The 25,879-nt window shown below is 56.8% G+C and carries 23 protein-coding genes; 9 read left to right on the plus strand and 14 right to left on the minus strand.

The annotated features are described in order from the left end of the window. The first annotated feature begins 23 nt into the window (after positions 1-23). Complete coding sequence (locus tag DS906_RS01640) at positions 24-1,136, plus strand: CaiB/BaiF CoA-transferase family protein (RefSeq protein ID WP_113788521.1); 1,113 nt, start codon at positions 24-26, stop codon at positions 1,134-1,136. Here the strand turns inward: DS906_RS01640 and DS906_RS01645 are convergent. The 11 genes from DS906_RS01645 to DS906_RS01695 form a co-directional block, all read right to left on the minus strand. Next, positions 1,131-1,556 carry a MarR family winged helix-turn-helix transcriptional regulator gene (locus DS906_RS01645; RefSeq protein WP_113788522.1) on the minus strand — a complete coding sequence of 142 codons (426 nt, stop codon included), beginning with the start codon at positions 1,554-1,556 and terminating at the stop codon, positions 1,131-1,133. The two genes, DS906_RS01640 and DS906_RS01645, sit on opposite strands and share 6 nt — an antisense overlap. Positions 1,557-1,628: 72 nt before the next feature. Next, a complete protein-coding gene (locus DS906_RS01650; protein WP_113788523.1) occupies positions 1,629-2,330 on the minus strand; it encodes an ABC transporter ATP-binding protein in 702 nt (233 codons plus the stop codon). Next, the gene (locus tag DS906_RS01655; RefSeq protein ID WP_113788524.1) at positions 2,323-3,096 is read right to left on the minus strand and encodes an ABC transporter ATP-binding protein; all 774 of its coding nucleotides are present in this window, start codon (positions 3,094-3,096) and stop codon (positions 2,323-2,325) included. The genes DS906_RS01650 and DS906_RS01655 overlap by 8 nt, the downstream gene beginning before the upstream one ends. Beyond that, complete coding sequence (locus DS906_RS01660; protein WP_113788525.1) at positions 3,093-4,937, minus strand: ABC transporter permease; 1,845 nt, start codon at positions 4,935-4,937, stop codon at positions 3,093-3,095. The genes DS906_RS01655 and DS906_RS01660 overlap by 4 nt, the downstream gene beginning before the upstream one ends. A 67-nt stretch (positions 4,938-5,004) precedes the next feature. Next, entirely contained in the window at positions 5,005-6,219 is a 1,215-nt protein-coding gene (locus DS906_RS01665; protein ID WP_113788642.1) for an ABC transporter substrate-binding protein, read from the minus strand. A gap of 88 nt (positions 6,220-6,307) precedes the next feature. Continuing rightward, positions 6,308-6,889: an amino acid synthesis family protein gene (locus DS906_RS01670; RefSeq protein ID WP_113788526.1), complete on the minus strand. Its 582-nt coding sequence runs from the start codon at positions 6,887-6,889 to the stop codon at positions 6,308-6,310. Next, positions 6,886-7,467, minus strand: a complete 582-nt coding sequence (locus tag DS906_RS01675) for an amino acid synthesis family protein (protein ID WP_113788527.1) — start codon at positions 7,465-7,467, stop codon at positions 6,886-6,888. Before DS906_RS01675 ends, DS906_RS01670 begins: the two co-directional genes overlap by 4 nt. After that, positions 7,460-8,323, minus strand: a complete 864-nt coding sequence (locus DS906_RS01680; protein ID WP_113788528.1) for a UPF0280 family protein — start codon at positions 8,321-8,323, stop codon at positions 7,460-7,462. The genes DS906_RS01675 and DS906_RS01680 overlap by 8 nt, the downstream gene beginning before the upstream one ends. 6 nt (positions 8,324-8,329) lie before the next feature. Next, positions 8,330-9,823 carry a 6-hydroxynicotinate reductase gene (locus DS906_RS01685; protein WP_113788529.1) on the minus strand — a complete coding sequence of 498 codons (1,494 nt, stop codon included), beginning with the start codon at positions 9,821-9,823 and terminating at the stop codon, positions 8,330-8,332. Further along, positions 9,813-12,563: a molybdopterin cofactor-binding domain-containing protein gene (locus DS906_RS01690; RefSeq protein ID WP_113788530.1), complete on the minus strand. Its 2,751-nt coding sequence runs from the start codon at positions 12,561-12,563 to the stop codon at positions 9,813-9,815. Before DS906_RS01690 ends, DS906_RS01685 begins: the two co-directional genes overlap by 11 nt. Beyond that, the gene (locus DS906_RS01695) at positions 12,556-13,389 is read right to left on the minus strand and encodes a xanthine dehydrogenase family protein subunit M (RefSeq protein ID WP_113788531.1); all 834 of its coding nucleotides are present in this window, start codon (positions 13,387-13,389) and stop codon (positions 12,556-12,558) included. The genes DS906_RS01690 and DS906_RS01695 overlap by 8 nt, the downstream gene beginning before the upstream one ends. Positions 13,390-13,768: 379 nt before the next feature. Between DS906_RS01695 and DS906_RS01700 the strand changes: the two genes are divergently transcribed. The 5 genes from DS906_RS01700 to DS906_RS01720 all read left to right on the plus strand — a co-directional run bounded on the left by DS906_RS01700 (position 13,769) and on the right by DS906_RS01720 (position 18,796). Beyond that, positions 13,769-15,013 carry a branched-chain amino acid ABC transporter substrate-binding protein gene (locus DS906_RS01700; RefSeq protein WP_113788532.1) on the plus strand — a complete coding sequence of 415 codons (1,245 nt, stop codon included), beginning with the start codon at positions 13,769-13,771 and terminating at the stop codon, positions 15,011-15,013. An 81-nt stretch (positions 15,014-15,094) separates the two neighbouring features. Further along, on the plus strand, positions 15,095-16,051 hold the full coding sequence (locus tag DS906_RS01705) for a branched-chain amino acid ABC transporter permease (protein ID WP_113788533.1): 957 nt from the start codon (positions 15,095-15,097) through the stop codon (positions 16,049-16,051). Continuing rightward, positions 16,048-17,334, plus strand: coding sequence for a branched-chain amino acid ABC transporter permease (locus DS906_RS01710; protein WP_113788534.1), 1,287 nt, complete (start codon positions 16,048-16,050; stop codon positions 17,332-17,334). Before DS906_RS01705 ends, DS906_RS01710 begins: the two co-directional genes overlap by 4 nt. Next, positions 17,331-18,086 carry an ABC transporter ATP-binding protein gene (locus tag DS906_RS01715; RefSeq protein WP_113788535.1) on the plus strand — a complete coding sequence of 252 codons (756 nt, stop codon included), beginning with the start codon at positions 17,331-17,333 and terminating at the stop codon, positions 18,084-18,086. Before DS906_RS01710 ends, DS906_RS01715 begins: the two co-directional genes overlap by 4 nt. A gap of 8 nt (positions 18,087-18,094) precedes the next feature. After that, positions 18,095-18,796, plus strand: a complete 702-nt coding sequence (locus DS906_RS01720) for an ABC transporter ATP-binding protein (RefSeq protein WP_113788536.1) — start codon at positions 18,095-18,097, stop codon at positions 18,794-18,796. A gap of 109 nt (positions 18,797-18,905) precedes the next feature. Here DS906_RS01720 and DS906_RS01725 read toward each other — a convergent pair whose 3' ends face one another. Beyond that, the gene (locus tag DS906_RS01725; RefSeq protein ID WP_199528438.1) at positions 18,906-20,345 is read right to left on the minus strand and encodes a coniferyl aldehyde dehydrogenase; all 1,440 of its coding nucleotides are present in this window, start codon (positions 20,343-20,345) and stop codon (positions 18,906-18,908) included. 186 nt (positions 20,346-20,531) lie between these two features. Here DS906_RS01725 and DS906_RS01730 point away from each other — a divergent pair, with 186 nt between their 5' ends. Both DS906_RS01730 and DS906_RS01735 read left to right on the plus strand, forming a co-directional pair. After that, positions 20,532-21,029: a flavin reductase family protein gene (locus tag DS906_RS01730; protein WP_113788538.1), complete on the plus strand. Its 498-nt coding sequence runs from the start codon at positions 20,532-20,534 to the stop codon at positions 21,027-21,029. Positions 21,030-21,149: 120 nt separating this feature from the next. Further along, entirely contained in the window at positions 21,150-22,700 is a 1,551-nt protein-coding gene (locus DS906_RS01735; protein WP_113788539.1) for a class I adenylate-forming enzyme family protein, read from the plus strand. A 176-nt stretch (positions 22,701-22,876) separates the two neighbouring features. On the opposite strand, the gene DS906_RS01740 is transcribed toward DS906_RS01735, so the two are convergent. Next, the gene (locus DS906_RS01740; protein ID WP_113788540.1) at positions 22,877-24,064 is read right to left on the minus strand and encodes an SRPBCC family protein; all 1,188 of its coding nucleotides are present in this window, start codon (positions 24,062-24,064) and stop codon (positions 22,877-22,879) included. A gap of 193 nt (positions 24,065-24,257) precedes the next feature. On the opposite strand from DS906_RS01740, the gene DS906_RS01745 reads away from it, so the two are divergent. Beyond that, complete coding sequence (locus tag DS906_RS01745; protein ID WP_158541263.1) at positions 24,258-24,836, plus strand: TetR/AcrR family transcriptional regulator; 579 nt, start codon at positions 24,258-24,260, stop codon at positions 24,834-24,836. A gap of 28 nt (positions 24,837-24,864) precedes the next feature. Here DS906_RS01745 and DS906_RS01750 read toward each other — a convergent pair whose 3' ends face one another. Continuing rightward, complete coding sequence (locus DS906_RS01750) at positions 24,865-25,776, minus strand: LysR family transcriptional regulator (RefSeq protein WP_113788542.1); 912 nt, start codon at positions 25,774-25,776, stop codon at positions 24,865-24,867. Positions 25,777-25,879 lie beyond the last annotated feature (103 nt).

The following is a 25,879-nucleotide window of genomic DNA, read 5'->3' on the forward strand; positions in this document are numbered from 1 at the left end:
CAGAGTTTTGAAAGGTTCAGACCATGAGCACACCCTTGCACGGATTGAAGGTGATCGAGCTGGCCCGCATTCTGGCCGGACCCTGGATCGGGCAGACCTTGGCGGATCTGGGGGCAGACGTGCTCAAGATCGAAAGCCCCGAGGGTGACGATACGCGCAAATGGGGCCCTCCGTTTATCGAGCGTGCTGGCGACAAGACAGCTGCATATTTCCACGCGGCCAATCGGGGCAAAGACAGTATCGCATTGGATTTCCGGGATGAGGGTGATCGGGCTAAGTTGCTGGATCTGATCCGCGATGCGGATGTGCTGATCGAAAACTTCAAGGTTGGGGGGCTGAAGAAATTCGGTCTGGATTATGACAGCGTCAAACAGATCAACCCCCGGCTGGTGTACGCGTCCGTCACAGGGTTTGGTCAGGATGGGCCCTATGCCCATCGGGCGGGGTACGATTTTCTGATTCAGGGCATGAGCGGGATCATGGACCTGACGGGCGACCCCGAGGGAGAGCCGCAAAAGATCGGCGTTGCCTTTGCCGATATATTCACGGGCCTCTACGGGGTGATCGGCATTCAGGCTGCACTTGCTGAACGTGAGCGCTCGGGGCAGGGACAGCACGTGGATCTGAGCCTGCTGGATTGCATGACGGGCGTTTTGGCCAATCAGGCGATGAATTATCTGGCCTCGGGTACGTGCCCAACGCGACTGGGTAACGCCCATCCCAATATCGTGCCTTATCAGGTGTTTCCGGTGGCGGATGGACACATCATCATCGCCTGTGGGAACGACCGGCAATATGCAAGCCTGTGCGAAATACTAGGCCTGCCGGGGTTGATCAACGATACACGGTTCATGTCCAACGCGGATCGTGTGGAAAATCGCGCTGCGTTGACTGAATTGCTGACGAGTTCCTGTCTGGAATGGACCAAGACCGATCTGTTGGCGTCCCTTGAACAATACGGTGTGCCCGGTGGTCCGATCAATTCAGTGCAAGAGGCGCTGAACGACCCGCAGGTTCAGCATCGCGAGATGCAGATTAACCCGGAAGGCGTGCCCGGTCTGCGCACTCCGATCCGGTTTTCCCGGTCTGAATTGCAGTTGGACAAGGCGTCGGCCAAACGGCCTGTCAAATCATGAGATTTTTCGCAGAATACGGACAAGGTTGCGCTGTTCAGCGGCCGTCAGCGGTTTGAGCGTTTCGTTGGTGATCTGCTGACCGACATCTTTCATGCGCGCGACCATGGCCTCGCCTTCGGGGGATAGCGAAATCAGCGTGCGTCGCTTGTCGTCCGGATCGGGTTCGACGACCGCAAATCCTTTTTGGCGCAGGCGATCAACCACCCCTTTGATCGTGGCGACATCCATTGCCGCCAGCCGCCCCAACCGGTTTTGAGAGCATTTGCCCAAATCGGCAATTCGGATCAGGGCCGCAAATTGCGTGGGCGTCAGACCTTCCAATGTGTGTGACTGGAAAATCGACGCGTGGCGCTGATTGGCCAGCCGCAAAAGATAGCCGACCTGCTCGTCAAGCGCATAGCTTTCAATGGATTCCGTCATGACGGCTCCTGCCTGATTCAATTGTTTGTACTATAATAAACAAAGCCCAGTCCCTCCCACAAGACCAAGGTATTAGACGGCAAGATAGGTGTTTGAAATTTCTGGGTTTTCGTCGAGGTCAGTAAAGCTGCCTTCGAACCGCATTTCGCCTTTTTCGATGATATAAGCCCGGTCCGACACGATACGCGCAAAGTGCAGGTTCTGTTCGCTGATCAGCACCGACAGCCCTTCTCGTTTCAGTTCCGCAATCACGCGGGCCATCTGTTCAACAATGACCGGCGCGATCCCTTCTGATGGTTCGTCCAACAGGACCAGCTTGGGATTTCCCATCAACGTACGGGCGATGGTCAGCATCTGTTGTTCCCCACCCGAAAGTTGCTTGCCCAGGTTCTTGCGACGCTCAGCCAGATTTGGGAACAGATCGAACAAGTGTTCCTGTGTCCATTCGGGTGCATCTGGACGTGGTTCGCGGCGTCCGACTTCGAGGTTTTCTTCGATGGTCAGATCTCCGAAAATCCGACGGTCTTCGGGGACATAACCCATGCCAAGGCGACAGATCACATGAGGGGTATTCCTCTGAACCTCGCGTTCGGCATAGCGGATGGTGCCATCAATGTGACGCACCAATCCCATGATGGACTTCATGGTGGTTGATTTGCCGGCACCATTCCGGCCCATGAGCGCAACCACCTCGTTCTTGCCGACGCTCAGCGAAACACCGTTGAGGATTTGCGCACGGCCGTACCAGGCCCCAAGGTTCTTGACATCAAGCATGGGCGCTCTCCGCTTCAAAGACTGAGCCACCGCCCAGATATACTTCTTGGACCAACGGGTTGGTGCGGATTTCAGACCCTGTGCCTTCGGCGATCAACTCACCCCGGTTCAGGACCAGAATACGATGGGCATGGGCAAATACGACGTCCATGTCATGTTCGGTGAACACAACGCTTACGCCGCCTTTAGCCACGATTTCGGCAGTCAGCGCCATCAGCGCAAACCGTTCGGACGGTGCCATGCCCGCCGTCGGTTCGTCCATCAGCAGAAGGGCGGGCTCATGCGCCAATGCAATCGCCAGTTCCAGCCGTTTTAGATCGCCATAAGCCAGTTCTGAACATGCCCGCCCAGCCTGATCCTGCATCGAGACCAGTTCCAGCAACGCCATTGCTTCGTCCACAAACATCCGCGTCGCCCGGGAAAACAGGTCGAACACCCGCCGGTGATGCGAGATCAGCGCCATCTGGACGTTTTCCACAACGGTCATAGACAGGAAGGTCGCAGTAATCTGGAACGTTCGACCGACGCCCATACGCCAGATCTTGCGCGGTGGATGGCCGATCAAGGCCTGACCGCGCAAGGATACCGAACCAGTATTCGGTTTATGATAGCCGCTCAACATGTTGAAGCATGTGGTTTTTCCTGCACCGTTGGGGCCGATCAAGGCAAGGAATTCCCCTTCCTTCAGATCGAAATTCACATCCTTCACGGCCTGCACGCCGCCAAAGGACTTGGACAGGTTGCGGACTTCGAGAACGTTGGTCATGCCCGGCCTCCTTTCAGACCGCGCAACAGGCGTTGAATACCGCCCGCAATTCCGTCCGGTGCCACTAGGACAACGATTAGAATGATGGCCCCGAAGATGAAGCGCCAATAGTCCAACCGCGTGACCCAATCCTCGATCAGGACAAAGGCACCGGCCCCCAGGATCGGACCCGCCAGCGCGTGAATGCCACCCAGAAGAACCATGATCAAACCGTCGATACTCAGCGCGATGCCGAGGCTGTCAGGAAAGACGCTGCCCTTCGAGAATGCAAAGACGACCCCGGCCAAACCGGCAAAGCCACCCGCCAGCACAAAGCCCATCCATTGATGAAACCGGGTATCGATGCCGATCGATTCAGCCCGGGTCTGGCTGTCGCGTATGCCGCGCAGGATATAGCCGAACGGAGAGAATGCCACACGACGCAGCGCCAATATTCCGCCGACACAAAGGACGAAGGCGATATAAAAGTATACCTTGTCAGAGCTGGCCCACTTCGCAGGCCATACGCCAAGGATGCCATCATCCCCGCCGGTAAATCGCTGCCATTGGAACGTGACACCCCATAGGATCTGGGCCGCGGCCAAGGTCAACATGGCAAGGTAAACGCCCGACAGCCGAACACAGAACCAGCCGAAGAACAGCGCTGCCATAGCCGCACAAACCGGGCCGAAAAGCATGGCCGAGATCATGCCGAGCCCAAGGAATTTGACCGCCATCGCGGCACCATAGGCACCAACGCCGAAATAGGCGGCATGTCCGAAACTGACCATTCCGCCAACACCCATCATAAAATGCAGCGACACGGCAAATAGCGTCGCGACCATCACATCGACCATCAGGACCGAGGTGAAATCAGCAGTTAACAATGGGCTAAGGGCCAGAACCAGTAGCGCAGCCATCAGCACCATTGCTGATTTCTGATCCATTAGCGCCAGTGGTTGGTCCGGTTCTTCCGGCGCGCCTTTTTCGCTGCCTGGTTTGCCAAACAGCCCATGCGGGCGGAAGATCAGGACAATCGCCATGATGATGAAGGGCAGTACGATTGAGATCTGCGGGAAGATCAGGATGGCAAACGCGTTCAGGACTGAGATCAGAACCGCCGCCACAAACGCGCCGGACACGCTGCCCATACCGCCAATGACAACGACGACGAAGGCCTCACCGATGATGGACAGATCCATCTGTAGCGACACCGCCTCGCGTGGGATTTGCAGCGCGCCGCCCAATCCAGCCAGGAATGAGCCAAGAACGAATGCTGCCGAAAACAACCAGGCTTGATTGACGCCAAGCGCCCCGACCATCTCGCGGTCTTGGGTTGCAGCACGCACCAGAACACCCCATCGCGTTTTGTGAAACAGCAGCCAGATTGCCAACAGGACGACCGGCCCGATAGCAATCAAGGCGAGGTCATATTCGGGAATTGGTTCTCCCATGATGCGAACCGCACTATCCAACCCCGGCGCGCGCGGGCCCAGAAGGTCCTCTGCGCCCCAGATCGCCAGCGTGCCATCCTGAAAGATCAATACGACGCCAAACGTTGCGACCAGTTGGAACAGCTCGGGTGCGTGGTAAATGCGGCGTAGGATAGTGAGTTCGATGATCAGGCCGATCACCCCGACGATCATTGCCGCCAAAATGACGCTGACCCAAAAGCCAAGGATGCTGCCGCTCCAGAGCGTGACCAATGTGTAAGCGAGATAAGCGCCGACCATGTAAAACGAGCCATGCGCAAAGTTCACGATCCGCGTGACACCGAAGATGATCGAAAGCCCGGATGCAATCAGGAAAAGCGAGGAAGCGTTCGCCAATCCAGTCAGAAGCTGTGCAAAATAGAACCCCATCGGGCCACCGTCCCTTGTTCGTGTTCTTTTTGAGGGGAGGGGCAGCTATTGCCCCGCCAAAGTCGGCTTATTCCGCCGGACGCAAGGCTGCTGCGTCGTCTTCGCTGGGCAAGTAATCAGCCCCGTCGGCATAGGACCAGTCGACCATAGACGGTTTGCCGTCGACCGTTCCCGTCTTGCCGACATAGGCGCCCATCGTGGACTGATGGTCAGCCGCGCGGAAGGTGAAGGGGCCGGTTGGGCTGCTGTCGACGGTCAGGCCCTCCATCGCGGCCAGCAGGGCGTCAGTGTCCGTGGAATCGGCTTTTTCCAACGCTGCGGCGATGGCGAGGATCGAGTTATATCCAACGATAGAACCGGTTTTGGGCGCTTCGCCGAACTTCTCGATATATGCATCAGCAAACGCCTTATGCTCGTCCGTTGTGATGTCGGTCGAAGGGTATCCGGTGACAATCCAACCCTCAGGAGCCTCAGCCCCCAGCGGGTCAAGATATTCTGGTTCTCCGGTCAGCAATGATGCAACGTCGCGATCCTCGAACAGGAACCGCAGCGAACCTTCGCGAACAAATTTGGCCAGATCGCCGCCGAAGGTCACGTTGTAAATCGCATCCGGTTTCGAGGCCTCAAGTGCGCGAACGGTGGAACCCGCGTCGATCTTGAACAGTGGTGGCCATTGTTCTTCGACAAATTCCACATCGGGGCGCAATTTGGTCAGTTCGGATTTGAAGGCCTTCACCGCATCCTGCCCGTAGGCGTAGTTCGGCGCGACAGTCGCCCATTTCACGGCGTCCAGCTTGGCTGCCTGTTCGGCCAGCATCGCGGCCTGCATGTGGGTCGAGGGGCGCAGACGATAGGTGAATTTGTTGCCTTTGGACCAGACAATCGCGTCGGACAGAGGCTCGGACGCGATGAACAGGACTTCTTTCTGCTTGGCAAAATCGGAAACGGCCAGACCGATATTGGACAGGAAGGTGCCAAAGATCAGAACTGCACCGTCTTTTGAGACCAGCTCCTCGGCGATCCGGATTGCGGTGGCTGGATCACCGGTATCATCCCGGCTGATCACTTCCAGTTGCTTGCCGTCGATCCCGCCTGCGGCGTTGATCTGTTCGACCGCCAGTTGCCAACCTTTCTTGTAGGGCTCGGTAAAGGCGGGCAGACGGGTATAGCTGTTCACCTCACCCAACACGATTGTGTCCTGGGCCAGGCTGACCCCAGCCGTCAAACCGGTGAAGGGCAGCGCCGCCAGCGCGCCCAGTACCGTGCGTCTGATCAGATTCATTTCAAATTCCTCCCAATGATCATTGTTCACGGCCAGTTATCCCGGCTTCTTAATGTGTTGTCAGCCCTAAAGAGCGTAGCTGCTACATTCAGCGTAGCCCGTCTTTGCCTTCTGCCTCCTCATTCGTCAGTCCGCCTACACGCGGCAACGGTCGTCCGCTGTCGGTGACCGCAACTGCCACCATGATCTCATTCGCACGGGGCGCGTCGTTCAACTGCACTTCGATGCCGTCAAAATGGCTGCGCACATAGGCCGCGTCCTTGTGACCAAGCGGTACGTCCAGTACCTGCCCAGGGCTGCCCATCTTCTTTGACGAGGGCACCAAAGCGGCGCCTTTTTCGACTTCCTTGCGCAATGGCGCACCCAGTTTGGGGTGCAGAATGGCGGCGGCATGTTCCAGCTCGCCGTTCTCACCGACCATCGCCGATTTTCCATAACTTTCAGCCTGTTCCGGCGTGATGTTAAGGGCCTCGACGCAGCGGCGGCCCAGTAAAGCGCCCAACTCAGCCCCGGTTTCCATCAGCGGTGTCAGATCCTCGACATATTGCCCGGCAAAGGGGTTTTCGATCACGGCCACGGCCACCGCCTTGCGCGTGGCGGGCGAGATCGGGCGCCCTGCCTCGATATGGGTTTCTTCAACGTTGACTGCGATTTTGCGGATCTTTGTCATCTTAGGCCGTCCTCTCCTTTGATGTCCCACGCCTCAAGCCCGCCCGAACGAGAATGCACCCGTGGTCCGGTTGTCATGACCAGTGAAAAAGCCAGCTCGCCCGCCCGGGGGGCGTCATTGCAGCCCACTTCCATGCTGTCGAAATGGCTACGCACATATGAGGCGTTGATATGCGTGATTGGCACATCCAGCCGCGCACCCACGCCGCCAACTTTTTTCGATGAAGGCACAATCGCGTTGGCTGTACCCAGCAACTGCCGCATCGCGTAACCACCAGGGGCGTGCCACAGCGCACCGTGTTCCAGTTCGCCGCCTTCGCCAACCAAGGACCCTTTGCCATACCCTTGGACGTTTTCCGGACCGCCTAACATGTCGATCAGGGTTTGCGCCATTTCCAAACCCAAAGGTTTGAGGTCTTCCATAAAGCCCTGAATCTCGGGTTCGTACCGGCCTGCAAACGGGTTGGCGATCACGGCCATTGCGGCCACCCGCACCAGCGGCGTGTCGGACAGCGGTCCGCCTTCGTGATAGATTTCTTCAAGCGAAAACAGCTTTTTTCGCAGCTGAACGTCAGGCATATTGTGGAACCTTCTGAGTGGTTGAGATCACCAATCGGGACGCGCCCGACTGGCAGGAGTGAGAGCCAAGAGACAGATGGGCGGCAGAGATCAAACCGCGCCCAAGCATGGTCTCGGCAGTGTTCAGGCCGTCTGAAATGGCATCTTGAATATCTTGGGCAGAGAGTTGGCCGACAGAAACCGGAACGGGCAGGTCGCCCAAATCGCTGTCATCGCGCAGTTGATTGGCCGGAAGGCGCCGGATGGCCGGATGCCCGGGCAGATCAACCGCATTGGCGATCAGCGTCGCTGCCACATCGGCCATTGCTGCGTTGCTGGCCAGCACTGTAACGCTGTCGGCGATGCCAAGGCTCAAGCTGCGTCCGCCGCGACCCGACGTGGCAATGCCACCAATCTTGTCGCTTGCACGGATAGCAATGCGGCCCAAGCTGCACCCGTCAAGCCCGCTCATGGCGACGCGGTAATTCTGGTCCGAACTCAGATGGACAGCAATATCTCCACCATTATTGACTGACGCGCGATCCAGAGGTGTGGCCTGAAGCATGGTTGCCAGTACTTCGTCCGCGACAGCTCCGGCAACGGCGGCCATGCGTGTAACAAACACGTTGGTATGAGGGCGCGCAGCCTCATCCATACGGCGCGCCACCCGTCCGTGAGGGCGGGCGCATTCAGCGGTCATGGGCGTTTTCAACAAAGCCAGTTCATCCACCAAGCCCTGCAGCAAGGATTGGAACCGTAACTGGGCAGCCTCAAATGCAATATCTCGTGCCCCATCTGCCTCGACGATCAGGTCGATTGGGCCGTGTTGCAGATGCAATCTGCGACCACACGGCAATATGGCAGAGATGGGGTGCATCTGACCTTATGCTCCTTTCGCCCAGCGGTAATTTTTCGAAGACATGGGGTCGGGCTGGTTGTCGAACTGATCTACCTTGCGGGTTTCGTCCGAGATGACATCTGTAACTGGCTTGATCTCATCCATGTGCCCGCCCAGTGTGCCATAGTCGCTGACACGCATCGTGAATTCGATGGGGGCGACCAGCGCCGGGGTCGGAACGTATCCGAACGATCCCGTGGGCATGTCCAGAATGTCCACCATCACGGTGATGCCGCCACCGGGCCAAACATAGGCCTCAGCCCCACCGCAGGATACGAAGGTCAGCGAGTCCTTGACCGATTTCGTGAGGCGAACCGGGTTTTCCGTGACCCCCGCCCGCAGGCTGCCGCCTGCGCCGCCCATGAACAGAACCGAGCAAACCGAAGGTTCGCAGTTTTCGGCAATCAGCTCTGCAGATGCCTTCAGCGCCGGGGGAATCTCGACGGGCTGAGGTTGCAGCTCGGCATCCAGTTCAAAATAGCCATATTGTTCACCCGTGGTGGATACCATCAACAGGCTCATACCCTCACGCGAGAATTTAGGATTGAAATCGCCCAGAATTTTCAGCGGATCCTCGATGTTTGTACCGCCCCAACCGGTGCCGGGCTCTGCGACCTGAAAATACCGACCCGGGGTGGAACGGCGGCCATTGATCTTGATGCCCGTAGGTTCGACATCCAACAATTTACCGGCCTGATGTTCGGACAGAACGCCGGTGATGTGGTCGTCGACCACCACCACGTCATCCACGTGTTCAATCCATTGCTTGGCGAACATCCCGATTGTGGCCGAGCCACAGCCCACCCGCATCAGTTTTTCTTCGACCCCATTGATGATGGGTGCTTTGCCGGCCTGAACAACCACCGTGGTCTCATGTCTTTCATCGCCGATCACCATCTCGACGGCCTCTCGATTGCACAACCGAAGCAGGGCATCGCAGGTGATCCGGCCTTCTTTCTTTGTACCGCCGGTCAGGTGTTCCACACCGCCCAGCGACAACATCTTGGATCCGTATTCCGAGGTCATGACGTGCCCGACCGGCTCACCATTTACGCGGACGACATCGCGTTCGTGGCCGATATGACGGTCGGTATCGATCTTCACCTTTACGCCGCAATACGAGAATATCCCCTCGGTCACGACGGTGACCATATCCACGCCCGCCACATCTTGGCTGACGATGAAGGGCGCGGGTTTGTAGTCGGGATAGGTCGTGCCGGCACCAACGGCGGTCACAAAGGGCCGTTTGCCCTGCACGATGTCGCCGTCCCAATCTTCGGGGTCTTTGCCATCCTTTAAAAAGGGGACCAGGCGTGTGTCTTCTGTGCTTTCGATGATGGTCAGCGCATCCAGACGAACCAGATCGCCACCATGGTTGGCATAGCGGTCGCAGGCCCCGATTTTTCCGTCTGCGATATAGCACATCACCGGGCAGGCGTCGCAGCGGATTTTTTCCGGTGTCGTGCGCTCAGTTGCCATCTGTCAATTCCTTGATTGCTGCGCGCATTTTTGCTGGCGTGGCGGGACTTTGGGTCAGTCGAACGCCGCAGGCGCGCTTGATTGCGTTGAATAGGGCCGGGGCCGTGGGGATCAGCACGTGCTCTCCCAGGCCTTTGGCGCCATAGGGACCGTGGGCATCCTCTTCTTCGATGATCAGGGTTTCAATCGGAGGGATGTCACCAATGGTCGGGATCAGATAGTCATGCAGGTTCTCGGTGCGGCCGGGCAGGTACTCTTCCATTAGCGCCATGCCAAGACCCTGCGCGATACCGCCCTGTACCTGACCTTCGACCAGCATCGGGTTGATCGCCTTGCCAACGTCATGGGCGGCCACGAATTTAATCGGTTTCACCGTGCCAAGCTTTGTGTCCACCTCGACAACCGCCAGATGCGCAGCATAACCAAATTGAGCATAAGGTATCCCCTGACCGTTGTCGTCCAGCGGCTTTGTGGGCGGGTCATAGGTTTCTTCGGCGCGCAGCACGTAACCTTCTGCGTCGGGCTCCAGCACGGTCAGGTCGATAGAGTGTTGTTGCCCGTTGTCGTCCACCCCAATCGTTCCTGGGGTCAGGGTGATCACGGCGGCAGGACCGGCGTTCACGCGGGACAGAATCTGCGCGCGCATCGCTTCGCCCGACAGACGTGATGCACTGCCAGAGACATAGGTCTGACGCGAGGCCGAGGTTTTGCCGGCATCCGGCGTGACATCCGTATCGGCCCCGATGATTTCGATCTGCGCAACCGGAACACCAAGCGCAGTGGCAAAGATCTGCGTGATTACCGTGTTTGCCCCTTGGCCAATATCCATAGCCCCTTGGTGCAGGACCAAACTGCCATCTGATCGGATGCCCGATTTGATCGTCGACGGGTTGGGCAACGAAGTGTTGCCGCACCCGTACCAGCCGGCCGCCAGTCCAACGCCGCGCTTCAAGGTATTGTTTTGTGAGTTGAATGCTTGAACCGATGCATTTTCTTCGACCCACGCGGGACGCAGCGCTTCGAGGCAGGCGCGAATGCCGACGCCCTGATCGAAGATCTGTCCGCAAACGGTGGGTACACCGTTTTCCAGCGCATTGTTGATGCGGAATTCAAGCGCGTCGATGCCCAGCTTGTCCGCCAACTCGTCGAACAGGCATTCCTGCGCGATGGCCGATTGCGGAACGCCAAAGCCACGGAATGCGCCCGATGGCGGGCAATGCGTATGGATGCCTTTGGCTTCGGCGCGGTAGTCTGTGATTTTGTAGGGGCCTGAGGCATGCACGGGCACCCGGTTGGCTACGGTCGGACCCCAGCTGGCATAGGCGCCTGTGTTGAACAGCCCGTCAAAAGTCATCCCACTGATACGACCGTCTTTGGTTGCCCCGATCTTGACCCGCAGGTCGGAAGGGTGGCGTTTGGTGGTGGACTGCATCGACTCGGTTCGGGAATAGGTCAGCCGCACCGGCTTGCCGGTTTTGAGCGCGGCAAGAGCCAGGTAAGGCTGCACCGAAATATCCAGTTTTGAGCCGAACCCGCCGCCGACTCCGGTCGGGGCAATACGGATCTGATCGCGCGGTATCCCCAGAATGATCTCCAGCGCGTCCAGGTCCATCACCGGAGCTTGCGTGCAGGCATGGACTTCGACCCGCCCGTTCACGATCTCGGCGAAACCGGCCTCGGGCTCGATATAGCCATGTTCGACAAAGCCCGAGCGGAAATGGCCTTCGACCACAACATCTGCGTTGTCCAACGCGGTTTCTGGTGTTCCGCATTTCACGAAACCGGCACACATAACGTTTCCGTCGCGATCTGGGTGCAGCTGCTCGGCTTGAGGCGTCATGGCGTCGAGGGAGTCCAGCGCTGCGGGGCGTTCTTCCCACGTTACCGGAAAATCTGCTGGATCGAATGTCGCCAGAACCTCGGGCAGCCCAATGATGGCGGCGACAGCCTCGCCACGGAACCGAGCCTCGGTTTCCGCAAAGACAGGTTGGTCGGCAAAGTCGGGAATGACGCCAAAGTTGTTGCGCCCGGAAATGTCGGCCGCGGTCAGGACTGCTTCGATCCCTGGGATCTTATTGGCCCAAGCGTCCAGATCGCCAAGTGTAAACCCGGCACGGTGGTAAGGGGAACGGATGACATGGATTTCCAACGTACCTGCCGGGGCAACATCATCGCCAAAAAGCTCCGTGCCTGTGACCTTGTCGTGCCCGTCCACGCGCCAGATGGCGTCGCCCGCGTGTCCCAGTGTTGCTTCGGGCAAAGCAGGCGCACCAGCGGCAACAACGGCGTCGATAATCTTGCGATACCCGGTGCAGCGGCACAATACGCCGCCAAGGGCATCCTGGACCTGCTCATTGTTTGGCTCAGGTGTCTCGCGCAGCAAAGCGACAGCGGCGGTCATCATGCCGGGTGTGCAAATTCCGCACTGCGCCGCACCGTGGTTCTGGAAGCTGTCTGCCAAACGTTTGGCAATCTGGTCATCCTGCGTCAGCCCGGACACCGTTTCCACAGACCGCCCAGTAGCCTGTTGTGCCGGAACCAGACAGGCGCAGACCGGATCACCATCGACCAGTACAGTGCAAGCACCGCAGTCGCCGGCATTGCACCCGATCTTGACGTCGCGTGCTGACAGCCGCTCGCGCAGCATTTCCGACAGGCGCTCACCCACGCGCGGCACCGCACTGACGGGGTGGCCGTTCAGAGTGAATTCGGTCGTGAATTCATCAGCGCGTTTATCCATGGTGTTGTCCCGCCTCTGCGATTGCTCGGACACATTGCTCTGCCACCGCGTCCAGTCGGAATGCGGCGTCCCCACGGACGTCATCAATGGGGCTGAGCGGTGCTAAATGCTCGGATGAAACTTCAACCGTTTCAGGGGATTTCCCGATCAAATCGGCTTCGAGCTGATCCAGCCTTTGTGCCACGGCTGACGCGGCCCCCACTGCGACGCGCGCATAGTTGATCCGGCGGTTTTCATTCAGGCCGATGATGACAGAAGTCATCGTGATCGAGATCACGAGGTACCGCCGCGCGCCGAGTTTTTCGAAATGTCCAACAGTCCCTTTGGGCGGATCGGGCAGGTAAATCGCGGTCACAATCTCATCGTCGGACAACGCCGTTTTGCGCACGCCAGTGATGAACTCTGACAGCGGAACCTCGCGAAAGCCACGGGCCGAGCCGAGCTCAACGCTGGCCTCCAGCGTCAGCAGCGGCGGCACGCCGTCAGCGGCAGGCGAGGCATTGCACAGGTTCCCTGCAATCGTGCCGCTGTTTTGGATCTGCAGGCTACCGACTTCCCGCGCAGCCATTTGCAGACCCCTAAATGCGACGGGCAGATCGGCCCGGGCAATGTCTGTCCAGCTTGTTGCGGCCCCGATTCTCCAACGGCCATCCACAAGGTTGATGCCCGAAAGACCATTGATGCGTGTGACGTCCAATATGTCAGTGTGCAGCTCATGACGCTGCCGGGATGGGAAAAAGTCAGTTCCGCCAGCGACAACCGTCAGATCATTGCTTGTCAGCAAATCAAATGCATCATCGAGCGTGTTGGGAGAGAGATACCGCAAAGTGTCTATCCTGATGGGAAATTTCTCGTTAGTACACAAATGATATTACGCGAACAAAAAAAATGTCAACGATTTGTTTGGGCTGGTTCTTGTTTATCAAGAGCGCCGGCGGAGGATTGGGTCACGGATATTCAGTCGATTGATCTTTCCCCTTATTTTCAAAGCCAATTGAGGAGCACGCACTTTAGTCGCGATAAAATTGAGCGATATGACAGCGCATTGCCCGAATTGTTTCACGAACGTCCAGAAGTTCTAAAATTCGTCAGTAATTCGTTGACACACTAACAAACAGCCATGAATATAGTGATCGATCACTCACCCATGTGTGGATCTTACAACGGGCTGAAACCTACCGCCTGGTGTCAATAGGGAGGAAGAAATGAACAAGTTCAATTTGATGATGGCGACCGCACTTGCTGCTGGTCTTGTTGCAGGGGCCGCTGCAGCACAGGAAAAAGTACGAATCGCTTTCATTGATCCGCTATCCGGGCCATTTGCGACGACGGGCACACAAGGCCTGGCGATCTATCGCCACAGCGTCAAAGAGCTGGTGAACGAACCTGGCGCGCTGTTGGATGGGAATGCCGAATTCGAGATGGTGCCTTTCGACAACAAGATCAGCGCAAAGGAATCACTCATCCAGTTGCAGGTTGCCATGGATCAGGGTATTCGCGTTATCGCTCAGGGCGCATCATCCGGTGTGGCAAACGCGCTGACCGAAGCCGTTGCCAAGCACAATCGTCGCAATCCTGATGATCCGGTCATCTTCCTCAACCACTCGGCCGTTGACCCGGCGTTGACCAATGACAAGTGCCAGTTCTGGCATTTCCGCTTTGACGCCAATGCTGACATCAAAATGGACGCGTTGACCGATGATATTGCGGCCAATCCGGATATCAAAAAAGTCTATGTGATCGGTCAGGACTATTCGTTCGGTAAGGCTGTTGCTGCGGCAGCGCAGCGGTTCCTTCAGGAAAAGCGCCCCGATATTGAGATTGTCGGGAACGAGTTGCATCCGATCGGCAAAGTCAAAGACTTCACGCCTTATGCGCGCAAGATTGTTGGTTCGGGCGCAGATGCCGTGATCACCGGTAACTGGGGCGGCGATATGGTCGGTCTGGGCAAGGCGGTTATGGGTGCCGGTTTCGACAAGCCGATCTACACCTACTATGGCGCGACCTCGGGCATCACCGCGGCCTTTGGTGAAGAAGGCGACGGTATCGTCAAGCTGGTTGGCGCAGGTCAGGTAAACCCCGCCCCAACACTGGAAGCGCAAGAGTTCATCGAAGCCTTCTATGTAAGCTTCCCGGATCTGGACTTTGGTCAGCCTCAGATGGCGAATGTTGCACCGATGCTTGCAGCCGCGATCAACGAAGTTGGCAATGCCACGGATATCAAGGCGATCGCCTACGCGCTGGAAGGCATGGAGTACGACAGCATTGTCACAGGCAAGACATTGATGCGCGAAAGCGATCACCAGACGATCCAGACAGTGACGGTGCAAGGGCAAACACCCGAGGCTGCATTCGACTATGACAATTCTGGCCGTGGTATGGTTGCAGAAACGGTTGTCGAACTGGCGTCGAATGACTCGGCCACCACATGCGAAATGAAGCGCCCATAACCCTCTAACCACTCTGGTGGTCCGTCCGAAATCCGGGCGGGCCGCCAGGTTACCACTCAATAAAATGCAGGGAGACACGTAATGGCGCTGTTCCTCGTGAACGTGTTGGATGGATTTGTGACTGGTTTGTTGCTGTTCATGCTATGCAGCGGTCTGACACTGATCTTTTCCATGATGGGCGTTCTGAACTTTGCTCATGCCAGTTTTTACATGCTGGGTGCCTATTTCGCCTATCAGATCAGCCTCGTCACCGGGTTCTGGATCGGCTTGCTTGTTGCGCCATTGATTGTTGGTTTGATCGGAGCTCTGATCGAGCGATACGGGTTAAGGCGAGTTCACAAATACGGGCATGTGCCGGAATTGATCTTTACCTTTGGTCTTGCGCTGCTGATTGAAGAAACGATTCAATTCTTTTGGGGCAAAAGTCAGCTTCCATTCTCGGAACCTGCCGCGCTGGATTTTGCAGCTTTCGCCATCGCCGGAAATGCATTTCCTGCCTACAAGGTTTTCATGATCGCTGTCGCCATGGGGATCTTCCTGACGCTGCTATACATTCTGACCAAGACCCGTATTGGCATGACCATTCAGGCTGCACTCAGCTATCCCGAAACCGTGCAGAACCTGGGTCACAACGTACCGTTGGTCTTTATGTGCGTGTTTGGCGTAGGAACCGCGATGGCCGGTCTGGCTGGCGTCATTGCTGGTCCGGTTTTGGGGGTTTTCCCTGGCATGGCCTTACAGCTTGGTTCAATCGTTTTTGTGACCATTGTGATCGGCGGCCTGGGTTCGCTTTGGGGCGCTTTGGTTGCATCCCTGATTATCGGTTGGCTTCAGACCTTCGCCACCGCCTATGACGTCACAGCCGAACAGGTGCTAACCGCGATCGGCTTTACCAAGCCAGAAATGATCTGGGATCATCCGCTGCAGGACCTGTGGACGCTGACGCTGCCTCAGCTTGGCCCGATCCTGCCTTACCTGCTGATGGTCATCGTTCTTGTCCTGCGCCCGCAGGGTCTTATGGGAAACCGTGAATCATGACTATCGCAAGCAAGACGCCCCTGACGGCGGGCTCAACACGCCTGATTTCGCTGTCAAACGCGATGCCATGGGCGTTTGCCGCACTGTTCCTGTTGTGCCTGCCGTTTGTGTTTCAGTCGAACTCGGCGCTGACGATCATGAACCAGATGGCAATCACCATCGTCTTTGCGCTGAGCTACAACATGTTGCTGGGGCAGGGCGGGATGCTGTCCTTTGGTCATGCGGTCTATATGGGTCTTGGCGGCTTCTTCGCCATGCACGTGATGAACATGGTCGAGGACGGGCTATGGTTGCCATTGCCGTTTCTGCCGATTGTCGGAGGCTTGTTCGGCATGGTCTTCGCCTTCCTGATCGGCAGCTTTTCGACCCGACGCGCAGGCACCGTATTCGCCATGATCTCGCTGGGTGTCGGAGAGCTGATCGCCGCCTGTTCCGTCATCATCGTCGTGTTCTTTGGTGGCGAAGAAGGCATCTCGGGCGACCGGACCATGGGTCCGCCAGTGTTCGGATATGAATTTCTTACGCAGCAAGAGGTCTATTACCTAACGGTCGTGTGGCTTTTGCTGGCAGCACTGCTGATGTATCTGTTCTCGCGCACGCCGATCGGGCGGATCGCCAACGCGGTACGCGACAACGAGGAACGCGCCGAGTTTCTGGGTTATTCCCAGCGCAACGTTCGCTGGATTTCCTTCTGTGCCTCGGGCTTCTTTGCCGGTGTTGCCGGGTCGTTGTTCGCAATCAACTTTGAGATTTTGACCGAGGAAAACCTGAATCTTGCAACCTCAGGCTCGATCCTGCTGATCACTTTCATAGGTGGGGCGGGTTTCTTTGTCGGACCGATCATCGGGGCGATTGTGTTCACCTTGCTTCAAACGGTTCTTGGCCTGCATACCGAATTGTGGGCGCTGTATCTGGGCATTTTGTTCGTGTCTTGCGTGATGTTCTTCCCGTCTGGTTTTGCCGGGTTGATCGCGATGCATCGACGTCCACTTGCCCTGGGAAAAATGAAATTGCTGATCAAGCCGTATCTCAAGGTGGCGATTCCGGCGATCACAAGTGTCTTGTCGCTGGCCGCCGTTCTGGAGATTCTGTTCCACAAGCGCCACGGATACGGTGGAGATCACGAGATGCACCTCTATGGTATTGCCTTTGACAGTGGCGGCTATCAGGCCGTAGCGTTTGCAACAATCATAGCCGCGATCTCACTAATCCTTGTGTCCCGCGTTTTGCCAGAAATCCGTGAAGCCTGGGACAATGCCAACCATGCGGAGGATCGGGCATGAGCGCTCCTGCTATTGAGCTGAAAAACCTCGAAAAAAGCTTTGGTCTGGCCAGGATTATTCAGGGCGTGAACCTGCAGATCGCCAAGGGTGAACGCCACGCGGTCATTGGGCCAAACGGGGCCGGGAAATCGACCCTATTCAACCTGATCACCGGGCGGTTTGCGCCGACCTCGGGCGGGGTGTTTCTGCACGGCGAAGATGTCACCGGATTGAAGCCCTTCGAGATCAACCGCCGTGGCCTCAGCCGATCTTTCCAGATCACCAACATTTTTCCCAACATGACCGTGTTTGAAAACATTCGTTGCGGGTTGTTGTGGACAATGGGGTATCGCTATTCGTTTTGGCATATGATTGGTCGGCAGCAGGACGTGACTGAAAAGGCCGAAGAAATTCTGGCGCAAATCAATCTGAGCTCGCGCAGGAATGAACTGGCGGGCACGCTGGCTTATGCCGAGCAGCGCGCGCTTGAGATCGGGATCACGATCGCAGGCGGAGCCGATATCATTCTGCTGGACGAGCCCTGCGCCGGGATGAGTCATTCGGAAACCGATCTGATCGTCGACCTGATCCGCAAAGTGACCGAGGATAAGACGCTACTGATTGTTGAGCATGACATGGGCGTGATTTTCGATTTGGCGGACCAAATCTCGGTCCTTGTGTATGGCGAGGTGATCGAATCCGACACGCCGGACGTTGTGCGCGCGTCGGCGAAAGTGAAAGAAGCCTATCTGGGCGCAAGTTTGGAAGCGTAGGCGGTGTAATGCTTCAGGTTACCGACTTGCACGCATTTTATGGCAAAAGTCACATTCTTCAGGGTGTGAATCTTGAAGTGGGCGAGGGCGAAATCGTCTCGCTATTGGGGCGCAACGGGGTTGGGCGATCAACCACTTGCAAGGCTATCATGGGCGAAGTCGCACCCCATGGGTCGATCCAGTTCCGCGGCCAAGAGATTGCAGGCCGCAAAAGCTTTGAGATTGCCAAGGCCGGGATTGGCTACGTGCCTGAAAACCGGGACATTTTTCCAGGTCTCACAACGCGCCAAAACCTGATGCTGGGGTTGAAACCTGGCCAAAAGGACGGCGATGGTCGCTGGTGCATGGAGGACATGTTCGAGATGTTTCCCAACCTGCGCAACCGTGCGGATGTGGATGCCTCGGTCATGTCGGGCGGCGAAAAGCAGATGCTGACCATATGCCGTGCCTTGATGGGCAACCCCGACTTCATCATGATCGACGAACCTACCGAGGGCCTTGCCCCGAAGATTGTTGAGCATGTTGGGGATTTGCTGCTGCAAATTGCCGAGCGTGGCGTCTCGATCCTGTTGGTCGAGCAAAAGCTGACCATTGCTTTGCGTGTGACCAATCGGGTTTACGTCATGGGTCACGGGCACATAGTTTACGAAGGCACCCCGCAGGCATTGCGCGAAAATGACGAAATCCGGAAGGAATGGCTGGAGGTCTGAGGCATCGCTGCAGGCATTTCGCTATAGCAAGCCGTGTTGTCAGCTATACCGCAAAAAAATTGAAGGGAACTCCGTACATGCGGAGTTCCCATCTTTTTGGTGCACCAGATTATTTTTTTAGGAACGGCGCCATTGTCTTAAAGAACTTCTCGCCATAGGGCGGGCGAAGAGCCTTGAAGACGCCGTCCATGTTGATTTGCTTGAAAATAGCCTTTGCGTGACTGAACCGTTTGAAGCCGTGCAGGCCGTGATAAGCGCCCATGCCACTATTTCCGACGCCGCCAAAGGGCAGGGTGTTCTGGGTCGAATGCATGATGGTCTCGTTGATGCACGCTCCGCCGGAAATGGTGCTTTCCATCACCTGCTCCTGCTCGCCCGTGTCTTTAGCAAATACGTAAGCCGCCAGAGGGCGCGGACGGGCGTTGGCAAAGCTTATGGCCTGATCCAGCGAGTCGTAAGGCAGGATTGGCAGGATCGGCCCAAAGATTTCATCCTGCATGACGTCCAGCGCCGGATCGGCGTCGACGATCAATGTCGGAGGCAGAATTTTCTCATTCGTGGCTGAGAGATCTTCGTTGGCGGGATTGACCTGAACGACTCGCGCCCCTGCCGAGCGTGCCTGCTCCACAAGGCCCTTGAGCCGGTCGAATTGGCGGTCGGTCACGATATGGGTGACATCTGGGTTGCCGGACAGTGTCGGGAAGGCCTCGGCAAGTTTTGCCGCAAGCTGGGTGGCGAATTCTTCCATCTTTGCGCGTGGGACCAAGACATAGTCCGGTGCCAGGCAAACCTGACCCGCATTGAATCCTTTGCCCGCGGCGATCCGGGCGACCGCAAGATTCATATCTGCGCTGGGGGCGATGATGGCAGGGTTCTTGCCGCCAAGTTCCAGTGTTGTCGGCACCATATGTTCTGCTGCTGCACGAAGAACGTGCGGGCCAATGGTGCTGGCACCGGTAAACAGCAGGTGGTCAAAAGGCAGGGCGGTGAACGCCTGTGCGACGTCGACGCCACCGGTTACAACCACGGCTTCGTGCGGGGCGAAGTTTGCTTCTATCAGCGCTTTCAAAAGGTCGGATGTGCGGGATGTGAACTCTGACGGCTTCAGCATGACCGAGTTGCCTGCCGCAAAGGCTTCGGCCATTGGGCCAATGGCCAGATAGATCGGAAAGTTCCAGGGGCTAACAATCCCAATGACACCCAGGGGTTGATAATGGATGCGACCGCGCGCGCCCAGCAATCCCAGGGGAAACTCGACTTTCGCCTTCTCAGGGCGCATCCAGCGATCCAGGTTGTCCCGCGCGAATTTTAGCTGTTTTACCGTGCCAGCGATGTCGGCCGCGATCGTCTCGTGTTGTGACCGGTTGCCAAAATCAGCCGAGATTGCGTCAATCAGGGCATCGCGATTATCCAATACCAGGTCGATTAGCCGCGCGATGCGATCCTTGCGTTCAGCCGCGTTTGGCGCGCCATGCTCTGCCTGGTGGGCTTTTTGGGTCTCCAAAAGCGTCGCGAGGCTCTCGGCGGGGTTGGGGCTATGCTGGTTCAATACGCGTCTCCTGCGGTTGGTTTTGCGGTGTGCAACCGTCGTCCTGTTGGTCTGTGTGCCCGTTCTGGTCCCTTGGTCACAAGGGTCGGGTTTCGTTTCTTTCCCGCCGGGCTGCGAAGTCTGCATTGACATTTGTCCGGCGATGTGGAAGGTAAGTGATCGTTCACTAATTAGCAAGAGCGCAGTATGACCCTGACCACAGAAGACAGGTTCAAGACCGGCATGCAGTTGCTGGCGGCCTCAACGACCATCATCACATCAGAATTCGAGGATTCGCGCGCCGGGATGGCGGCGACAGCGGTATGTTCGCTAACTGCCGATCCGCCAGCTTTGTTGGTTTGCATCAATCGAACAGCGCGAACATATGGCGTCGTGATAGATAGCCGAAAGTTTGCCGTAAACCTCATTCCTGATGACATGACCGAGGTTGTCGGTGCCTTTTCGTCGAAAATGGACAAGGAACAACAATTCCAGGCAGCCGGGACATGGATCAAAGGAGATCTGGGTCTGCCTGTTTTGAAAGAGTCCGTCGTGTCCTTTGAATGCGTGGTCGACAACTGGGCCAACACGAAGACACATGCGGTGTTCTTCGGTATGGTGAAAGAAGTTCACCTGAACCCGGAAAAATCGGCGCTTATTTATGGGCGCAAGGGATTTCACAAACTCACACCGCTGGAAGGCTGATGCAGGGTCAAAGTGAATTTTCACCTGACTCCGCACGCCTTACACCACCAAAAACCGCCACTAAAAACGACCATCACGTAACTAATAATTTGCCGTGATGATGCCCGGGAGGAGACACCAATGCCGACGCTTGGACAGCTGATCGACCGAAACGCCGACCGCTTTGGGGATCAAGATGCTTATGTGGAACTGGACCGCCGTCGCAGTTGGCGCGAGTTAGGCCAGCGAACAGATGCGTTGGCGCATGCGTTGCGGTCGCTGGATGTCCGCAAGGGTGACAGGGTCGGCGTGATCCTACCCGACTGCATCGAGGTCGCAGAAACCATCGGCGCTTGCGCCAAGGCCGGTGCGATTCGAGTGGGCCTGAACTATCGCCTCGCCCCGCGCGAAATCGGCGCGCTGATTGACGACGCTGGCTTGGATGTTCTGATCGTGCAGGACACGAAAGTTGCAATTGCCCAAAAGGCGTTGACCTTCAGCAAGCGTCAGCCGGTGCTGGTGGGTGTCGGTGCCCAGCATGCGCTGGAGCGGGATTATGAAACCCTTATCGCAGCAGCATCTGATCGCGGGGCCTTCACCCATACCCCACATGAGCAATTGATGATCTGCTACACCACCGGTTCAACCGGTTTGCCGAAAGGTGCGATCTATCCTCACGCGTTGATGATCGAGTCGATGGGTGTAATCGCGCTGACAGAAGGTGCGGGTCCGGACGATGTCTGGTTGCACGCGATGCCGGCATCGGGCGTTCCGATCATTCACCTACTGCGCAACATGTTCCACGGTACCAAATGCGCCATTGTCGGCGAATGGGATGCAGAAACGGCGCTTAAGCTTATTGACCGTGAGCAGGCGACGATCTGCGTTCTCGTGCCGACAATGCTGAACGACCTGCTGTCTTCCGGCCTGATTACGCAATACAATTGCTCGTCGATCCGGCAGTTGGGGTATGGGTCTGCGCCAATTCCACCTGCGACGGTGTGCGACGCGCTCAAGGCTTTCGGGTGCAAATTCCTGCAGATGTTTGGCACGACCGAGCTGATGGGCATGGGTATGATGCTGACCGCAACCGATCACGAACGCGCTTTGAAAGACGGGCACAACTGTCTGGAAAGCGCGGGTCGAGCACTTTATTACGTGGACGTCCGTGTGGTGGATGAACAGGGCAATGACGTTCCAAACGGTGAGGCGGGCGAGCTGCTGATACACTCGCCCTATGTGATACCGGGCTATTGGAACCAAGCGGTGGAGTATTCGGAAACCGTCCGTGATGGTTGGCTGTATACCGGGGATATAGCAGTGATCGATGCCGAGGGTTACGTGCATCTCAAGGACCGGGCAAAATTCCGCATCAAATCCGGCGGCTATAATGTGTTCCCGGTTGAGGTCGAAAATTGTCTGGCTGAACATGATGCTGTCGACGAAGTCAGTGTGTTTGGCCTGCCCGATCCGAAATGGGGGGATCGGATTCATGCCGTTGTCACCCTGAACTCGGAAACCGTTGTTAGCAGCGCGGAACTGCGTGAGTACTGCCGGGGTAAGATCGCCAACTTCAAGATCCCGAAAGATATCGAGATTTGGGATGCGTTGCCTAAAGGACCGACCGGCAAAATTCAAAAGCGCGAAATCATCGAGATTTGCGGTCGCGACGATCAAAGCGGCGCGGCCTGAGCGCCCTTCCTGACCGAATGCTCTTGGTCAGGGAATGAAAGTTCGAAAAACAGTGTGAGGCTTGATCGCTGAAATGCGGTCAAGCCTCGTCGTTTCAATGGCCCACCTCAAATGAAGCAGGCCATTTGGTTGGGCAAGCGACTTAGAGAAATCTCTGTCGCTTGCCTTGTGTGTGCCTACGCTTTCATGTGGCGCAGAACCGATCTCTGAAAGTAGGTCAGCGGAGATTCAGCCCCCGGACCAGCGGCCATTTTGCCGACCACGTATTTGGGGGACATCATCGCACGCTGCATTTTCTCGACGACATAAACATCTTCAGTCTGGAAGTCCTGTGTTTCCAGCGGATGCACTTTCCAGTGCGAGCTTTTGATCATGCCGGATACTTTGTCATAGCCGGGAATATCCTTGACGGAACCGCGGCTCGACATCCATGATTTTGCGGCCCAGACATAAGCATGCAACCGTGTCACACCAGCGCTTACAGGCTCCATCACGGATATCGAGAAGGACCACGGGCTCGCCACGATCAGGGTAGTCGGGAACAACATGTAGACGCCGCCATAGCCTTCTTTCTCGGCATGCGGGATCTTCTTCGCGTTCCATTTGTCCATGCGCGTTGACACGAAATTTGGAACACGCGAACGCACGGTTTCGTTCTCGGTCGAGTACCAAACCTGATTGTCGCCATAAGGGTCCCAGATGTTCTTGTCCTGAGTCGGGCCGCCAAGGGTGTTCTTGTGCAGATAGGCCAGATGGTATCCGTCGATCGCGTTCTCGAAGAACACTTTCCAGTTGCACTGCATTTCATAGGTTACAGGTTCACCGTAGGATATCAGTTCAGGGCTGGTGATGTCGTGCGGCCAGACGACATCTTCCAATCCGCTAAGCCATTCTGACAGGTCCTGATTGGGTTCGGGATTGACAAAGACAATGCCCTTGAACACCGCGACCGAAGCCCTGTGCAGGCCGTTTTCTTTTTTGTTGATGTCCGGGAAGCAGGCTTGCTGGTCAGGGATACCACGCAGCGCGCCGTCCAGGCCAAAAGTCCACGAGTGATAGGGGCACACGATCGTCTTGCCCGCATTTCCGCAGCCATGGTCCAGCAGTTCGGTTCCGCGATGGCGGCATATGTTGTGGAACGCACGCAGTTCGCCATCGTTTCCACGGATTACGACCAGGGTAAAGTGCCCTGCCTTGGCCGTCATGTAATCGCCGGCATTGGCAACCTTTGACTCTACGCCAGCAAACACCCAGCTGCGCGAAAACAACTTTTTGTTTTCCTGTGCCAGCCATTCATCTGATGTATAGGCTTCGGGTGGCAATTCCTGGGTGGCGACCTCTGGCATTTTGTTTGGCTGTTGCATGAATGATCTCACAAATGGCTGCTAGGTTTTAATTATTGTCATCGTTGACAGGTAACCAGAAGTGCTCCATATGTCAATGAAAAGTGATCGTTCACTAAAATCGACGAGTTGGAAGAAATTGGCCGCAAAAACAGCGGTTAATCAAGATTTTTTGGGCTCTTGTCCGGAGCCTGATGAAAGGACTGGAAACGCCATGCCGCGCCCGAGCTTAAAAACGCAACGGTCAGAAGAAATCCTAGATGCCTATATGACCTGCGTGGCCCGGTACGGGCTTGATGGCGCCACCCAAGAGCGTGTCGCGGCCGAGGCCGGTGTGAAGCGACCATTGTTACGGCATTACTTTGGCAATCGTGACCGGATGATTGGTGCGCTAAACAAGCATGTCGCAGACGCGTTCAACGATCTGACATTGGAGCTGGACTGTCATCTTGCACAGATCGAAACAGGCGATCAGCTCTTGGAAATCCTATTTGCCGAAGATGAAGAGATCGACCCACGGCTTGCTGCTGCGTGGCAGGGGTTGTCCGCATCAGTCGGGGATCATCCCGAACTTGCGGAGCCGTTGCTGGAAGTCCTGGCACGGTTTGTGGCGGTTCTTGAGAAGTTCCTTGCTCGCGTGTCGCCCGACGCCACGCCAGAACGGGTGAGGGCTGTGGCGCAGGGCATTTCAACGATCTTCCTGTCCCTTGATTCACTGGCCGCACTTGATGCACCGACCAATTGGCGCATGGAATTGAAACGGGCGGCTTCATTGCTGACGGAAACTATGTGATTGCCAGGTCGGGCCGCATTCGACGTCGTCAGCGGGGCAGGCCCTCTTCGGTTTGGGCCTGCGTAGACAACCAGTGACGAAAGCTGCGCAGCGACGGGTCGTCCGACTTGGTTTTCGGCCAAACAAGATAGTAGGCGCCCATCATCTCAACCGCGTCCGGGACGGCTGCGATCAGTTTGCCTGTCGCGAGGTCCTGCTCGATCAAATAATTGGGCAGCAACGCAACGCCGAGACCGTGAACCGCCGCCTGATTGATTGTTGTGTATTGATCGTAAATCGTTCCGGGCAACGCGTCGGGATGGCCTGTCCCCATATGGCTGAACCATTCTTGCCAGGCGTGGGGCCGGGTCTGGATGTGCAGCAATGGTAGTTTCAGCAGATCTCGCGGTGATGACGGCGCACCTTTGGGCAGCAGGGATGGCGCGCAAACCGGCAATACACTTTCCACACGCAGCAACAGCCGATCCGTGCCGGGCCAATCGGGTTCACCAAAATGCAGCGCCGCGTCGAAGGGTTCAGATGTGAAACTGAACGGACGTAGGCGGGTCGACATGTTAATGGTTATTTCCGGGTGCATGCTGGCAAATTCCGGCAATCTGGGCACCAGCCACCGCATTCCGAACGTCGGCAAAATCGCAAGGTTCAAGGTGCCACCAATAGGAGCCACGTGCAGCTTTAACGAGGCCTGAGCGATCTGGTTCAGACCTTGCCGGACCTCGGCTACATATTCCTGCGCAACCGGGGTCAGCAGCAGGCGTTTGCGGTCCCGGCGGATTAGATCGACCCCTAGCTGGGCTTCCAATGTTTGCAATTGCCGGCTGACGGCACTTTGGGTCAGGGCAAGCTCATCAGCGACCGCAGAAGCCGAGCCTAGGCGATCCAGCGCTTCAAGGGCGCGGAGCGATGAGATTGAGGGGAAAAGGCGACGTGGCGTTACCATGTATGCGGTCTGCTCATGAATTGCCCCGTTATCTTGCAGTTATTTGCGCTTTGTTCAAACATCTTGTTGACTGTCTGCCTCAGCAAATGTCCGGGCCTTAAAT

It is taken from the genome of Ruegeria sp. A3M17, from assembly GCF_003318255.1.
GTDB lineage: Bacteria > Pseudomonadota > Alphaproteobacteria > Rhodobacterales > Rhodobacteraceae > Ruegeria.

What these genes read in the sequence shown, in the direction of transcription:
- DS906_RS01640 (WP_113788521.1), top strand. Translation starts at nt 24, where the DNA reads ATGAGCACACCCTTGCACGGATTGAAGGTGATCGAGCTGGCCCGCATT.
- DS906_RS01645 (WP_113788522.1), bottom strand. Translation starts at nt 1,556, where the DNA reads ATGACGGAATCCATTGAAAGCTATGCGCTTGACGAGCAGGTCGGCTAT.
- DS906_RS01650 (WP_113788523.1), bottom strand. Translation starts at nt 2,330, where the DNA reads ATGCTTGATGTCAAGAACCTTGGGGCCTGGTACGGCCGTGCGCAAATC.
- DS906_RS01655 (WP_113788524.1), bottom strand. Translation starts at nt 3,096, where the DNA reads ATGACCAACGTTCTCGAAGTCCGCAACCTGTCCAAGTCCTTTGGCGGC.
- DS906_RS01660 (WP_113788525.1), bottom strand. Translation starts at nt 4,937, where the DNA reads ATGGGGTTCTATTTTGCACAGCTTCTGACTGGATTGGCGAACGCTTCC.
- DS906_RS01665 (WP_113788642.1), bottom strand. Translation starts at nt 6,219, where the DNA reads ATGAATCTGATCAGACGCACGGTACTGGGCGCGCTGGCGGCGCTGCCC.
- DS906_RS01670 (WP_113788526.1), bottom strand. Translation starts at nt 6,889, where the DNA reads ATGACAAAGATCCGCAAAATCGCAGTCAACGTTGAAGAAACCCATATC.
- DS906_RS01675 (WP_113788527.1), bottom strand. Translation starts at nt 7,467, where the DNA reads ATGCCTGACGTTCAGCTGCGAAAAAAGCTGTTTTCGCTTGAAGAAATC.
- DS906_RS01680 (WP_113788528.1), bottom strand. Translation starts at nt 8,323, where the DNA reads ATGCACCCCATCTCTGCCATATTGCCGTGTGGTCGCAGATTGCATCTG.
- DS906_RS01685 (WP_113788529.1), bottom strand. Translation starts at nt 9,823, where the DNA reads ATGGCAACTGAGCGCACGACACCGGAAAAAATCCGCTGCGACGCCTGC.
- DS906_RS01690 (WP_113788530.1), bottom strand. Translation starts at nt 12,563, where the DNA reads ATGGATAAACGCGCTGATGAATTCACGACCGAATTCACTCTGAACGGC.
- DS906_RS01700 (WP_113788532.1), top strand. Translation starts at nt 13,769, where the DNA reads ATGAACAAGTTCAATTTGATGATGGCGACCGCACTTGCTGCTGGTCTT.
- DS906_RS01705 (WP_113788533.1), top strand. Translation starts at nt 15,095, where the DNA reads ATGGCGCTGTTCCTCGTGAACGTGTTGGATGGATTTGTGACTGGTTTG.
- DS906_RS01710 (WP_113788534.1), top strand. Translation starts at nt 16,048, where the DNA reads ATGACTATCGCAAGCAAGACGCCCCTGACGGCGGGCTCAACACGCCTG.
- DS906_RS01715 (WP_113788535.1), top strand. Translation starts at nt 17,331, where the DNA reads ATGAGCGCTCCTGCTATTGAGCTGAAAAACCTCGAAAAAAGCTTTGGT.
- DS906_RS01720 (WP_113788536.1), top strand. Translation starts at nt 18,095, where the DNA reads ATGCTTCAGGTTACCGACTTGCACGCATTTTATGGCAAAAGTCACATT.
- DS906_RS01730 (WP_113788538.1), top strand. Translation starts at nt 20,532, where the DNA reads ATGACCCTGACCACAGAAGACAGGTTCAAGACCGGCATGCAGTTGCTG.
- DS906_RS01735 (WP_113788539.1), top strand. Translation starts at nt 21,150, where the DNA reads ATGCCGACGCTTGGACAGCTGATCGACCGAAACGCCGACCGCTTTGGG.
- DS906_RS01740 (WP_113788540.1), bottom strand. Translation starts at nt 24,064, where the DNA reads ATGCAACAGCCAAACAAAATGCCAGAGGTCGCCACCCAGGAATTGCCA.
- DS906_RS01745 (WP_158541263.1), top strand. Translation starts at nt 24,258, where the DNA reads ATGCCGCGCCCGAGCTTAAAAACGCAACGGTCAGAAGAAATCCTAGAT.
- DS906_RS01750 (WP_113788542.1), bottom strand. Translation starts at nt 25,776, where the DNA reads ATGGTAACGCCACGTCGCCTTTTCCCCTCAATCTCATCGCTCCGCGCC.